The organism is Streptomyces sp. NPDC033845, from assembly GCF_055576225.1.
The window spans coordinates 429665-442417 of the sequence record NZ_JBVIRI010000004.1 but is presented as its reverse complement, the minus strand read 5'-3'; the positions used below and the strand labels follow the sequence as shown (position 1 = coordinate 442417).

The following is a 12753-nucleotide window of genomic DNA, read 5'->3' as shown; positions in this document are numbered from 1 at the left end:
CCGCCCGCCGGAAGTGGCCCTGGGCGCGCCCGCACCAGGTGCTGCCCTCGGGGAACACGATCACCCGGTCCCCGTGCAGCAGGGCCTCGGTCAGTGCCGCCACGGTGCCGGGCAGGGCCCGGATGCGGTCCCGTTCGATGAACAGGGTGCCGGACCGGGCGGCGATCGGGCCCAGCACCGGCCAGCGTCCGATCTCGCCCTTGGCGAGCATCCGGCCGGGCAGTGCGGCGGCGACCAGCGGGATGTCGAGCCAGGAGACGTGGTTGGCGACGAGCAGCCGGCCGCCGGCCGGGCCGGTGCCGCCGTGCACGGTGACCCGGACGCCGAGGGACCCCAGCAGGGCGGTGGCCCAGCCCCGGACCAGCCGGTGCCGGGGGCCGGGCGGCAGCAGCCGTACCGGTGCGGTGGCCAGGATGCCCAGCAGGAACAGGGCGAGGGCCGCGGCGATCCGCAGGACCGCGCGCGGGACGCCCGCGGCGGGGCCGGGGTGCCCGGCACAGGCCGCGGGGGTGCAGGGGGAGACGGGCAGCCAGGCGCTCATGCGGCCGGGGCGAGCGAGAGGAAGTGCTTGAGGTAGCGGGGGTTGGTGCGGCGCAGCGACAGCAGTACGTAGAGGTCGGCGCAGCCGAATTCGAGGTCCAGGGCGGGTTCCCCGCAGACCCAGGCGCCGAGCCGGAGGTAGCCGCGGAGCAGCGGCGGGAGTTCGAGGCGTTCGGCGGGGGCCGGGACCGAGGGGGTCCAGGGGCGGTGCGGGGTGACCCGGTACTCCTCGGGGGCGAGGTTGCGGGCCAGGACCGTCTCGCGGGTGGCGGCGGCGAGGGTGCCGCCGTCGGCGAGCGGGACGGAGCAGCAGCCGGCCAGCCAGTTGTGGCCGGTGCGTTCCATGTAGCGGGCCAGGCCGGCCCAGATCAGGGCGATGACGGCGCCGTTGCGGTGGGCGGGGTGCACGCAGGACCGGCCGACCTCGACCAGGTCGGAGCGGATCGGGTCGAGGGCGCGGAGGTCGAACTCCCCGTCGGAGTAGAGCCGGCCGGCGACGGCGGCCCGTCCGGGCGGCAGCAGCCGGTAGGTGCCGACCACCTGTTCGGTCTCCTCCTCGATGACGAGGAGGTGGTCGCAGTAGGCGTCGAAGGCGTCGGAGTCCAGTCCGGGCTCCGGTCCTTCCAGGGTGGCGCCGAGCTCTCCGGCGAAGACCTGGTGGCGCAGCCGCTGGGCGGCCCGGACCTCGGCCTCGTCGCGGGCGAGGCGGACGGCGTAGCGGGGGGCGAGGGCGGTGGACGGCTGGTGGGGGGAGAGCGGGGCGATGGTCACGGCGGGGCTCCTGGGCCGGAACGGATCGGGGCGGGAGCCCGGCCCCTGGCGTGCGGCCGGGCTCCCCCCTCACTTGTTCCGTGACCGGCTGGATTCGACATGACCGGTCGGCGGCCCGGGGATGTGGGAACGCTGAATGGCCGGATTCGCTCGGCCGTAACCCTCTCCCCCGGGCGCCCCTCGAACCCCCGTCACCCCGTCACCCCCGTCGCCCCCGGTTCCCCGGTCCCCGAATGCCTCAGCGGTCCGAGCTGAGCACCTTGCTGATGGTGTCGGAGGCGGCCTTGGCGGCCTGCTTGGGGTCGGAGCCGTCGAGCACCGCCGTCATGTACGGCTTGATCGGGTTCTTGGCCTCCACCTCGGCCCAGCGGGGCGAGGTGGGGGTGGCCCGGCCCTGGGCGGCGCCGAAGGTCATCACGGTGGCGCCGGGGTTGCTCTGCACCACGTGGGCCAGGCTGGTCTTGTTGGGCACGTAGCTCATGGTGGTGGCGAGTTCGGTCTGCCACTTCTCGCTCACCAGGGCGGTGATCACGTCGATGGCGCCCCGCCGGTTCGGGGTGTTCTCCGGGATGATCAGGTCGGAGCCGCCGGTGAACACGGCGCCGGGCTTCGCGGCGGTCTTGCCGGGTATCGGGAAGAACCCGAGCCGGCCCTTGAGGGCCGGGTTGGCGGCCTCGATCTCGGCGACCTGGCCGGGGGTGCCGATGATCTGGGCGACCTGGCCGCGGGCGAACACCTCGGTCTGCGGAGGCGTCTCCTCGTCGGCGCCGGCCGGGCCGTCGCCGAGCAGGTGGAGCTCCTTGTAGAAGTCCATGCCGGCCAGGGCCTCCTCGGTGTCGAGGGCCCCGGTCCACACGCCGCCGCCCTCGACGGCGAGCTCGCCGCCCTCGTCCCAGATGAACCCGGCGAGCACGTACCAGTTCTGGCCGGGCAGGTAGATGCCCTGCTGGTCGCCCTTGTCGAGCTTCTTGGTGTCGGACAGCCATTCCTGGCGGGTCTTGGGCAGGTCCTTGAGCCCGGCCGCCTCGAACAGGTCCTTGTTGTAGATCACCACGCGGTTGGCGGCGTACCAGGGGACGCCGAACTGGGCGCCGTTGAAGTTGCCCGGCTCGGAGAGTCCCTTGAGCCACTCCCGGCTGCCCCAGTCGCGCAGGCCCTCCAGGGTGACCTCGGAGAGGCCGCCGGTCTCGATGTACTGGGCGACCTGGGTGTTGCCGACCTCGATCACATCGGCGCTGTCCGGGCCGGTGCCCTTGAGGACCCCGTTGACCTTCTCCCCGATACCGGTCCATTCCTGGATCTTGACCTGGAGGTCGACCTCGGGGTGCTCCTCCTCGTAGCTGGCCGTGAACTTCTTGATGAACTCGTCCGAGGCACTGCCCTTCATCAGCCAGAGCGTCACCTGTTCGGACCCCTTGCCGGATCCGGGCAGCGCACCGCAGGCGGTCAGGGAGGCCGCTGCGGCAAGGGCGGTACACGCGGCGAGGAAGCGCATCTTCACGAAGGTCACCTTCTGGGGTCGAACACGAGATGGCTTGAAATTGGCATAGACCAAGTGCCGGATCAAGGGGCTGACTCCGTGAATTCTCTGCCCATATCTCGCGGACCGGGACGTACTGGGGCACCGTAGAACAAGGTACGGATGAAGCCACGAATGAAGCGACCCCTTCCGGAGCCCCCCATGTCGAACCACACCTACCGCGTCACCGAGATCGTCGGCACCTCCCACGAGGGCGTCGACCAGGCGATCCGCAACGGGATCGCCCGGGCCGGCCAGACGGTCCGGAACCTGGACTGGTTCGAGGTCGTCCAGGTACGCGGACACGTCGAGAACGGCGAGATCGCGCACTACCAGGTCGGCATGAAGGTGGGCTTCCGCCTCGACGGCGAGGAGTGACCGGGACCCTCAGGTGCGGCCCTCGTCCTCCTGGGCCCGCTCCAGCTCCGGGGCCTCGCCCGCCCAGTCCGCGAGCAGTACGGCGAACCCGGCGGCCCGGGCCTCCCGGCAGACCAGCTCGTCGTCGTCCACCAGCACCCGCACCTCCCGGCCCCGCCCGAGCCGCCTGAGCACCTCCAGCTTGGTGACCCGGGCCGGCCGGCGGTCGGAGTCGGAGCGCATCCACACCCGGCCCTCCGGAAGCCCGTGCCGGGCCAGCCAGTCCAGGGTGTCCGCCCGGCACCGCTCCGGGCGGCCCGTCAGGTACACCACCTCGCAGTCGGCGGCCCGCTCCACCGCGAGCCCCACCCCGCGCGCCAGCGGCGGATCCTCCGGGGCCGCGGCGAAGAACCCCGACCAGTCCCGGGGCCGGCGCTCCAGGAAGTGCTGCCGGTGCGCGGTGTCGGCCAGGGTGTTGTCGATGTCGAAGACGGCCAGCGGCCGCCGGTTCGGGCTGGATTCGCTCATGTCCGCAGCCTAGGCGCCGGGCGGTCCGGGAATCCTTTCGGGCGGACGGCGTTGGAACCCACATGGAGCCGATGATCCCGAAGCTGTCGCTGCTCGACCGGTCGCGGGTGCGCGCGGGCTCGGACGGGCCCACGGCCCTCCGGGACACGGTGGCCCTGGCCCGGCACGCGGAACGGCTCGGCTACCACCGGTTCTGGGTGTCGGAGCACCACGGGGTGCCCGGGGTCGCCGGGTCCGCACCGACCGTACTGGCCGCCGCGGTCGCCGCCGCCACCGACCGGATCCGGGTGGGCACCGGCGGGGTGATGCTGCCCAACCACCGGCCGCTGGTGGTCGCGGAGCAGTTCGGGGTGCTGGAGTCCCTCTTCCCCGGCCGGATCGACATGGGACTGGGCCGGTCGGTGGGGTTCACCGGCGGGGTCCGGCGCGCGCTGGGCCGGGACACCGGGGCCGCCGACGGCTTCGAAGAACAGCTGGCCGAGCTGCTCGGCTGGTTCGACGGCCGGCAGGAGGCGCATCCCGGGGTGCGCGCCCTGCCCGCCGAGGGCCTGCGGCCGCCCGCCTTCGTGCTGGCCACCGGGGAGGGCGCGGGCATCGCGGCCCGGGCCGGGCTGCCGCTGGTGGTCGGCGACATCCGGACCCGGGAGCGGGTGCTGGAGCTGATCGGCGCCTACCGCGCGGAGTTCCGCCCCTCGGCCTGGGGCGACCGGCCCCAGGTGGTCGTCTCGGGCACGGTGGCGGTCGCCGCCACCGAGGAGGCCGCCCGCCGGCTGCTGGTCCCCGAGGCCTGGTCGGCCGCGTACTCGCGGACCCACGGCAGCTTCCCGCCGCTGATGCCCGCCGAGGAGGTGGAGCGGATCCCGATGGGCCCCAAGGAGCGGGAGCTGTACGAGAAGGCGCTCGCCGGGCACATCCACGGGACGGCCGGGCAGGTGGCCGGGGCGCTGGCGGTGCTGGCCGCGGAGACCGGGGCGGACGAGCTGCTCGTCACCACCTCCACCGGGGACCGGGCCGCGCTGCTGGACTCGTACACCCGGCTCGCGGACCTCGCCGGGCTGACGGGAGGTCGTCGCGACACGGCGAACGGAACCCCCGGATCCCCTAAAATGTGAGGAATGCACCAGCCCACCGCCGACCCGTTCATCCGCGTCCGTGGCGCCCGGGAACACAATCTGCGCGGGGTGGACGTGGACGTTCCGCGCGACGCGCTCACCGTGTTCACCGGGGTCTCCGGATCCGGCAAGTCCTCCCTCGCCTTCGGGACCGTCTACGCCGAGGCCCAGCGCCGCTACTTCGAGTCCGTGGCCCCCTACGCGCGGCGGCTGATCCACCAGATCGGCGCCCCGGCGGTCGACTCGATCACCGGGCTGCCGCCCGCCGTCTCCCTGGAGCAGCGGCGTTCCGCCCCCGGAACCCGGTCCTCGGTGGGCACCGTCACCCTGCTCTCCAACTCGCTGCGGATGCTGTACTCCCGGGCCGGCGACTACCCGGCCGGCGCGGACCGGCTGGACTCCGACGCCTTCTCCCCCAACACCGCCGCCGGGGCCTGCCCCGGCTGCCACGGCATCGGCCGGATCCACCGCACCAGCGAGGAACTCCTGGTCCCGGACCCGGATCTGTCGATCCGTCAAGGGGCCGTCGCTGCCTGGCCGGGGGCCTGGCAGGGCAAGAACCTGCGGGACATCCTGGAGGCCCTCGGCCATGATGTGGACCGGCCCTGGCGGGAGCTGCCCGCCGAGGACCGCCGGTGGATCCTGTTCACCGAGGAGCAGCCGGTGGTCACCGTGCACCCGGTGCGGGACGCCGACCGCATCCAGCGGCCCTACCAGGGGACCTACACCAGCGCCCACCGCTGGGTGATGCGGACCTTCGCCGACAGCAGGAGCGCCGCGCTGCGGGCCCGCGCGGAGTCCTTTCTGACGGACGCCCCCTGCCCGGACTGCGCCGGCCGCCGGCTGCGGCCCGAATCGCTCGCGGTGACCTTCGCCGGCCGGACCATCGCCGAGCTGGCCGCCCTGCCGCTGACCGCGCTGGACTCCGTACTGTCCGGGGCCGGTCCGGACCGTACGGACACCGGGGCGGGGCGGGGACCGGCGGCGGCCGCCCTCACCGCGGACCTGCGGTCCCGGATCGGTCCGGTCCTCGAACTCGGCCTGGGCTACCTCAGCCTGGACCGGACCGCCCCCACCCTCTCCCCCGGCGAACTCCAGCGGCTGCGGCTGGCCACCCAGCTGCGGTCCGGCCTCTTCGGGGTGGTCTACGTGCTGGACGAGCCCTCGGCCGGGCTGCACCCGGAGGACACCGAGGCCCTGCTGGGCGTCCTGGACCGGCTCAAGGCCGCCGGGAACACCGTGTTCGTGGTGGAGCACCATCTGGACGTGGTGCGGCACGCCGACTGGCTGGTGGACGTGGGACCGCTGGCCGGGGAGCACGGCGGCCGGGTGCTGTACAGCGGGCCGCCCGCCGGGCTGGCGGCCCGCGCCGACTCGGCCACCGCCCGGTACCTGTGCGCGGACCGGCCCCGGCCCGCCCGGCCGGACCGGCCGGTGCGCACCCCGGCCGGGGTGCTGCCGCTGCGCGAGGTCCGCCGGAACAACCTGCGCGGGCTGTCCGTGGACTTCCCTCTCGGGGTGTTCACGGTGGTCACCGGGGTGTCCGGTTCGGGGAAGTCCACGCTGGTGGGGACCGTCCTGGCGGAGGCCGCCGCCGAACGGATCGCGGCGGGCGGGGAGGACGGCCCGGAAGGGCACGGCGGGCACGGCGGCGGGGTGTTCCCGGTGCGGCGGCTGGTGCAGGTGGACCAGAAGCCGATCGGACGGACCCCGCGGTCCAACCTGGCCACCTACACCGGGCTGTTCGACGTGGTCCGGAAGCTGTTCGCGGCCGGCGGGGAGGCCCGGGCGCGCGGCTGGAAGGCGGGCCGGTTCTCCTTCAACGTGCCCGGCGGCCGTTGCGAGACCTGCCAGGGCGAGGGGTTCGTCTCGGTGGAGCTGCTGTTCCTGCCCACCACCTACGCCCCCTGCCCCGAGTGCGCGGGCGCCCGGTACAACGCGGAGACCCTCCAGGTGCGCCACCGGGGACTGAACATCGCCGAGGTGCTGGAGCTGACGGTGGAGGCGGCCGCCGGGTTCTTCGCCGAGGTGCCGGCGGCGTCCCGCAGTCTGCGGGCCCTGGAGGACATCGGTCTGGGCTATCTGCGGCTGGGGCAGCCGGCCACCGAACTGTCCGGCGGCGAGGCCCAGCGGATCAAGCTGGCCACCGAACTGCAGCGGCTGCGCCGCGAGCACACCCTGTACCTGCTGGACGAGCCGACCACCGGACTGCACCCGGCCGATGTGGAGGTGCTGTCCGGGCGGTTGCACGCCCTGGTGGACGCCGGGCACTCGGTGGTGGTCGTGGAGCACGACATGGCGGTGGCGGCCGGCGCCGACTGGGTGGTCGACCTGGGGCCCGGCGGAGGGGAGGACGGCGGCCGGGTGGTCGCCCAGGGGCCGCCGCGCGAGGTGGCGGCGGCCCGGGACGGCCGTACGGCCCGGCATCTGGCCCGGGCCCTGGGCTGAGCGTCAGCGGTTCGCCTTCGGCTCCTCGGCGTTGCGCCAGACCGTGATGTCCACGGTCATGTAGCGGCTGGGATCGGAGGGGCCCGAGCGGCCCCGGTAGGTCACCACCGCGATGTGTCCGGCATCGCTGAGCAGGCAGACCTGCTGCCCCTTGGTGAGCTGGTCGAAACCGATCTGCTTGGTGTAGCGGGTCTCCTTGCGGCAGGTCTCCAGGGAGCCCTTCTGGGAGTTGTTGAGCAGCACCAGGTTGCCGTTGGCCGTGCCGAACTTCTCCGTGCCGAAGAGGGAGTCGCGGTAGAAGTAGAGGTCTCCGCCGGCGTAGAGGACCCCGCCCCGGTCCTCGCCGCTGACCGGTCGGGGCGGGCTGTCGGCGAGCATGACGTGGTAGCCGGCCGTGATGTCGACTCCCTTGTGCTCCACCGGCCGGGGGTCGGCCGGCGCCTGCCCCCGGTCCCCGGAGGCCTCGCCGGAGGGCCCCTTGCTCTGCCGGGCCGCGGTGTCGCCGGTCCTGGAGTCGCCGCCGGTGTCCGGGTCGTCGGGCAGCAGGGCGCCGATGACGGCGAGGCCGATGAGGGAGGCGACCACGGCCCCGGCGATGATCAGGCCGGTCCGCTTCGGCTTGGGCGGCTGCGGGTAGCCCTGCGGGAACCCCTGCTGCTGGTAGGGCACATGAGTGGGCCGGCCGGTGCCGAAGCCGGGGGGCGGGGTGGGGTAGCCGGACTGCTGGGACCCGTACCCGGGCGGCGGGGTCTGATAGCCGGGAGGCGGGGTCTGATAACCGGGCGGCGGGGTCTGATAGCCGGGCCGGGGCGCCGGGTGGCCGGGCCCGGCGGTCGGGTAGCCGGGCGGCGGGGTGCCGTAGCCCGGCGGGGGCGTCCCGTAGCCGGGGGGTGCCGTGGGCGGGCCCGGTGGCGGTACGGGTCCCGGTGCGGCGGCCCGGGTGGGCGCCTGGTGCCCGGCCGGGGCGGAGAGCTCGGTGGGGACCGGGGCGGCGGCGGGCCCGGGCGGCGGGGTCTTCGCCGGTTCGGGCAGGCGCAGCCGTTCGGTGATGGCCCCGGCGACCTCGCGGGGCAGCCAGTCCTCGCCCTGCCGCAGCGGGACCGGGGAGATCTCCTGGCACAGCTCGATGATCTCGGGCAGGGTCGGGCGGTCGGCCGGGTCCCGGCTCAGGCAGCGGGTGACCAGCGGCCGGAGTCCGTCCGGCAGCGCGCTCAGGTCGGGGTCCTCGTGCACGATCCGGTAGAGCACCGCGTGGGAGGATCCGTCGCCGTAGGCGGGGGCGCCGATGGCGGCGAAGGCCGCGATCTGGCCGAGCGCGAAGATGTCGGTGGCGGGGGTGACCGTGCCGGCCGCGGCCTGTTCCGGGGCCATGAAGGCCGGGGTGCCGACGCTGACTCCGCTGCCGGTCAGTGCGGTGGCGTCGGCGGCGCGGGCGATGCCGAAGTCGATGACCCGGGGCCCGTCGGAGGCGAGCAGGACGTTGGCGGGCTTGAGGTCGCGGTGGACGATCCCGGCCCCGTGGATGACGTGCAGGGCCTCGGCGCAGCCGACGGTCAGCAGCAGCACGCTGCTCAGCGGCAGCCGGCCGTGCCGGGCGACGGCGTGCGCCAGCGAGGGGCCGGGCACGTAGGCGGTGGCCAGCCAGGGCTGTGCGCCCTGGGTGTCGAAGTCGATCACGGGAGCGGTGTAGAGGCCCTGCACCCGCTGCGCGGAGCGCACCTCCTGCTCGAACCGGCGCCGGAACTCGGGGTCCTCGCTGAACTCGGGCCGGATCACCTTGAGGGCGATCGGCCGGCCGCCGGGGGTGTACGAGAGGTACACCTTGCCCATGCCGCCCGTGCCGAGGACCGCCACCGGGCGGTAGCCGCCGATCTCGGCCGGATCGGACGGTGCGAGCGGCTGGAAGAGGCCGCTCGGCAGTGCGCTGCTCATCTGGAACCATCCCGCTGTCCGCGGCAGCCCGTACCCCTGCCGACGCCCCGAAAACCAGCCGAGATCGTATCCAACTCCGCTCAGGCGTCCGAGGGCAGGAGGCGCTGGCCCAGTTCCCGGAAGGTCCAGGTGCCCTGGTGGCGGGTCAGCAGCCACACCAGGTCGTGCCGGTCCGGCCAGCCGGCCGGCACGGTGGGCTGCCGGTCCACGCCCAGCGCGTGCAGCAGACGCGGGATGCCGGTGTGCTCCCAGCAGATGAGCACGGGTGAGGGGAGGGTGAGGGCGGCGCGGGCCAGGGCGGCCTCCCGGCCGACCGTGATCTCCGCGCGGACCGGCAGGTGCAGGGCCTCGGCGAGGTGCGCCACGGTCTGGCGGGACCGGGCGAGCGGGCCGGCCGGGGCGAACAGGGCGGCGGGGCGGGGCAGCGGGGCCCCGGCGACCGGGGCGAACAGCCGGGGCAGGGCCTCGGCCCGGCGGTGGCCGCGGGGGGCCAGCGAGCCCGGGTCCTCGTTGCCCTCCTCGTCCTCCCCGGTGTCCCCGGGGGGCGGCTGTTCGGCGTGCCGGATCAGCATGATCAGGGCGTCCTTGCCGGGTGCCGGGGGGCCGGCGGCGGGAGCACCGGCGGTGTCCCCGCCGGAGCAGCCGGCCAGCCCCGCGGTTCCGGCGAGTGCGGCCAGCGGGGCGAGCGCCAGCAGGGTGCGGCGCCGGGGGCCGGCCGGGGAGGGTGCGTCTGCCATGGCCCTCACTGTCGCCGATCCCCGGTCCCGGCCCGGGGCGCGGCACAGCCGGGGCGGTGCCGGTCAGCCGATCGGCTCACCGGTCCCGGCCCGGGTGCCGGGGGTCCGGGTCAGCCGGAGCGGGGGGCCTTGCGGACGGCGCGGAGCCATTCGCGGTTCATCGCGGAGATGGAGGGCAGCGGGATGCCCTTGGGGCAGGCGGTGGCGCATTCACCGGTGAGGGTGCAGCCGCCGAAGCCCTCGGCGTCCATGGTGGCCACCATGTCCAGGACCCGGGTCTCGCGTTCCGGGGAGCCCTGGGGCAGCACGTTGAGGTGGTTGACCTTGGCGGAGGTGAACAGCATCGCCGAGCCGTTGGGGCAGGCGGCCACGCAGGCGCCGCAGCCGATGCACTCGGCGTGTTCGAAGGCGTGGTCGGCGTCGGCCTTGGGGACGGCGGTGGCGTGCGCCTCGGGCGCGGATCCGGTGGGTGCGGTGATGTAGCCGCCGGCCTGGATGATCCGGTCGAAGGAACCGCGGTCCACGACCAGGTCCTTGACCACGGGGAAGGCGGCGGCCCGCCAGGGCTCCACGTCGATGGTGTCCCCGTCGGAGAAGGACCGCATGTGGAGCTGGCAGGTGGTGGTGCGCTCGGGGCCGTGGGCGTCCCCGTTGATGACGAGGCTGCAGGCGCCGCAGATCCCCTCGCGGCAGTCGTGGTCGAAGGCCACGGGCTCCTCGCCGCGGAGGATGAGCTCCTCGTTGAGGGTGTCGAGCATCTCCAGGAAGGACATGTCGGCGGAGATCCCGTCGACCTGGTAGCCGACCATGGCGCCGGGGGCTTCGGCGTCGGGCTGCCGCCAGACGCGCAGGTTGAGCTTCATGCGTAGCTCCGCTGGGTGGGGTGGACGTACTCGAAGGCCAGTTCCTCGCGGTGCAGCACCGGGGCGGTGCCGGTTCCGGTGAACTCCCAGGCGGCGGCGTAGCCGAACTCCTCGTCGCGGCGGGCCGCCTCGCCGTCGGGGGTCTGGGACTCCTCGCGGAAGTGCCCTCCGCAGGATTCCGCCCGGTGCAGGGCGTCCAGGCACATCAGCTCGGCGAGTTCGAGGTAGTCGACGATCCGGTTGGCCTTCTCCAGGGACTGGTTGAACTGCTCCCCGCTGCCGGGCACCTTGATCCGCCGCCAGAACTCCTCGCGGATCTCCGGGATCCGGGCGAGGGCCTTGCGCAGGCCGGCCTCGGTGCGGGCCATTCCGCAGTACTCCCACATGAGTTCGCCGATCTCCCGGTGGAAGGAGTCGGGGGTGCGGTCCCCGTCGACGGCGAGCAGCCGGTCGAGGCGGTCCCGGGTCTCGCGGACGGCCGCCTCGGCCTCGGGGTGGTGCTGGCCGGGGGCGTCCTGGTGGGGGTGGCGGGCGAGGTAGTCGTTGATGGTGGCGGGGAGGACGAAGTAGCCGTCGGCGAGGCCCTGCATCAGGGCGGAGGCGCCGAGCCGGTTGGCGCCGTGGTCGGAGAAGTTGGCCTCGCCGATCGCGAACAGGCCGGGGACGGTGGTCTGGAGGTCGTAGTCCACCCACAGGCCGCCCATGGTGTAGTGCACGGCGGGGTAGATCCGCATCGGCACCTCGTAGGGGTTCTCCGCGGTGATCCGCTCGTACATCTCGAAGAGGTTGCCGTACTTGGCGGCGACCGCGTCCTTGCCCATCCGGGCGATGGCGTCGGCGAAGTCGAGGTAGACGCCCTGGCCGCCTGGGCCGACCCCGCGGCCCTCGTCGCAGACGTTCTTGGCGGCGCGGGAGGCGATGTCGCGGGGGACGAGGTTGCCGAAGGAGGGGTAGATCCGCTCCAGGTAGTAGTCGCGTTCGGCTTCGGGGATCTCGTGGGCGGGGCGGGTGTCGCCCTGGGCCTTGGGGACCCAGATGCGGCCGTCGTTGCGCAGCGACTCGCTCATCAGGGTGAGCTTGGACTGGTGGTCACCGGTGCGCGGGATGCAGGTGGGGTGGATCTGGGTGAAGCAGGGGTTGGCGAACCAGGCTCCGCGGCGGTGCGCCCGCCAGACGGCGGTGGCGTTGGAGTTCATGGCGTTGGTGGAGAGGTAGAAGACGTTGCCGTAGCCGCCGGTGGCGAGGACCACGGCGTCGGCGAAGTGGGTGCTGATGGCGCCGGTGACCAGGTCGCGGGCGACGATGCCGCGGGCCCGGCCGTCGATGGTGATCAGGTCGAGCATCTCGGTGCGGGCGTGCATCTCCACGTTCCCGGCGGCGATCTGCCGGGAGAGGGCCTGGTAGGCGCCGAGCAGCAGCTGCTGACCGGTCTGGCCGCGGGCGTAGAAGGTGCGGGAGACCTGGACGCCGCCGAAGGATCGGGTGTCGAGGAGGCCGCCGTACTCGCGGGCGAAGGGGACTCCCTGGGCCACGCACTGGTCGATGATCTCGACGGATATCTGGGCGAGCCGGTGGACGTTGGACTCGCGGGCCCGGAAGTCGCCCCCCTTGACGGTGTCGTAGAAGAGCCGGTGGACGGAGTCCCCGTCGTTTCGGTAGTTCTTCGCGGCGTTGATGCCGCCCTGGGCGGCGATGGAGTGGGCCCGGCGGGGCGAGTCGGAGAAGCAGAACTGGACGACGTGGTAGCCCTGTTCGGCGAGGGTGGCGCCGGCCGCGCCGCCGGCCAGTCCGGTGCCGACCACGATCACGGTGTGCTTGCGCCGGTTGGCGGGGTTGACCAGCTTCGCCTCGAAGCGGCGGCGGTCCCAGCGTTCGGCGATCGGGCCGGCCGGGGCCTTGGTGTCGGCGAGCGGCTCGCCGGTGCTGTGGTTCGCGTAGCTGCTCAC

The 12753-nt window shown here is 73.9% G+C and carries 10 protein-coding genes and 1 pseudogene; 3 read left to right on the top strand and 8 right to left on the bottom strand.

The window, feature by feature from the left end:
- Nucleotides 1–13: 13 nt before the first annotated feature.
- The 3 genes and pseudogenes from ACZ50K_RS11705 to ACZ50K_RS11695 form a co-directional block, all read right to left on the bottom strand.
- Nucleotides 14–541: pseudogene (locus ACZ50K_RS11705) on the bottom strand (lysophospholipid acyltransferase family protein); the annotation flags it as partial.
- Complete coding sequence (locus ACZ50K_RS11700; RefSeq protein ID WP_468900835.1) at nt 538–1311, bottom strand: GNAT family N-acetyltransferase; 774 nt, start codon at nt 1309–1311, stop codon at nt 538–540. The gene ACZ50K_RS11700 and the pseudogene ACZ50K_RS11705, both read right to left, overlap by 4 nt.
- Before the next feature lie 238 nt (nt 1312–1549).
- A complete protein-coding gene (locus ACZ50K_RS11695) occupies nt 1550–2812 on the bottom strand; it encodes an extracellular solute-binding protein (protein ID WP_468900833.1) in 1263 nt (420 codons plus the stop codon).
- Nucleotides 2813–2992: 180 nt separating this feature from the next.
- Here ACZ50K_RS11695 and ACZ50K_RS11690 point away from each other — a divergent pair, with 180 nt between their 5' ends.
- A complete protein-coding gene (locus ACZ50K_RS11690) occupies nt 2993–3208 on the top strand; it encodes a dodecin (RefSeq protein ID WP_468900831.1) in 216 nt (71 codons plus the stop codon).
- Between the two features lie 9 nt (nt 3209–3217).
- Here ACZ50K_RS11690 and ACZ50K_RS11685 read toward each other — a convergent pair whose 3' ends face one another.
- On the bottom strand, nt 3218–3715 hold the full coding sequence (locus ACZ50K_RS11685) for a phosphatase domain-containing protein (RefSeq protein WP_468900830.1): 498 nt from the start codon (nt 3713–3715) through the stop codon (nt 3218–3220).
- 71 nt (nt 3716–3786) lie between these two features.
- On the opposite strand from ACZ50K_RS11685, the gene ACZ50K_RS11680 reads away from it, so the two are divergent.
- Nucleotides 3787–4827: an MsnO8 family LLM class oxidoreductase gene (locus tag ACZ50K_RS11680; RefSeq protein ID WP_468901189.1), complete on the top strand. Its 1041-nt coding sequence runs from the start codon at nt 3787–3789 to the stop codon at nt 4825–4827.
- Between the two features lie 3 nt (nt 4828–4830).
- On the top strand, nt 4831–7275 hold the full coding sequence (locus tag ACZ50K_RS11675) for an excinuclease ABC subunit UvrA (RefSeq protein ID WP_468900828.1): 2445 nt from the start codon (nt 4831–4833) through the stop codon (nt 7273–7275).
- Between the two features lie 3 nt (nt 7276–7278).
- Here the strand turns inward: ACZ50K_RS11675 and ACZ50K_RS11670 are convergent, their stop codons facing one another.
- The 4 genes from ACZ50K_RS11670 to ACZ50K_RS11655 all read right to left on the bottom strand — a co-directional run bounded on the left by ACZ50K_RS11670 (nt 7279) and on the right by ACZ50K_RS11655 (nt 12753).
- Nucleotides 7279–9207, bottom strand: a complete 1929-nt coding sequence (locus ACZ50K_RS11670) for a serine/threonine-protein kinase (RefSeq protein ID WP_468900826.1) — start codon at nt 9205–9207, stop codon at nt 7279–7281.
- 80 nt (nt 9208–9287) lie between these two features.
- Nucleotides 9288–9944, bottom strand: coding sequence for a histidine phosphatase family protein (locus ACZ50K_RS11665; protein WP_468900824.1), 657 nt, complete (start codon nt 9942–9944; stop codon nt 9288–9290).
- Nucleotides 9945–10054: 110 nt separating this feature from the next.
- A complete protein-coding gene (locus ACZ50K_RS11660; protein ID WP_468900823.1) occupies nt 10055–10807 on the bottom strand; it encodes a succinate dehydrogenase/fumarate reductase iron-sulfur subunit in 753 nt (250 codons plus the stop codon).
- Entirely contained in the window at nt 10804–12753 is a 1950-nt protein-coding gene (locus ACZ50K_RS11655; RefSeq protein ID WP_468900821.1) for a fumarate reductase/succinate dehydrogenase flavoprotein subunit, read from the bottom strand. Before ACZ50K_RS11655 ends, ACZ50K_RS11660 begins: the two co-directional genes overlap by 4 nt.

What these genes read in the sequence shown, in the direction of transcription:
- ACZ50K_RS11685 (WP_468900830.1), bottom strand. Translation starts at nt 3,715, where the DNA reads ATGAGCGAATCCAGCCCGAACCGGCGGCCGCTGGCCGTCTTCGACATC.
- ACZ50K_RS11660 (WP_468900823.1), bottom strand. Translation starts at nt 10,807, where the DNA reads ATGAAGCTCAACCTGCGCGTCTGGCGGCAGCCCGACGCCGAAGCCCCC.
- ACZ50K_RS11690 (WP_468900831.1), top strand. Translation starts at nt 2,993, where the DNA reads ATGTCGAACCACACCTACCGCGTCACCGAGATCGTCGGCACCTCCCAC.
- ACZ50K_RS11665 (WP_468900824.1), bottom strand. Translation starts at nt 9,944, where the DNA reads ATGGCAGACGCACCCTCCCCGGCCGGCCCCCGGCGCCGCACCCTGCTG.
- ACZ50K_RS11670 (WP_468900826.1), bottom strand. Translation starts at nt 9,207, where the DNA reads ATGAGCAGCGCACTGCCGAGCGGCCTCTTCCAGCCGCTCGCACCGTCC.
- ACZ50K_RS11680 (WP_468901189.1), top strand. Translation starts at nt 3,787, where the DNA reads ATGATCCCGAAGCTGTCGCTGCTCGACCGGTCGCGGGTGCGCGCGGGC.
- ACZ50K_RS11675 (WP_468900828.1), top strand. Translation starts at nt 4,831, where the DNA reads ATGCACCAGCCCACCGCCGACCCGTTCATCCGCGTCCGTGGCGCCCGG.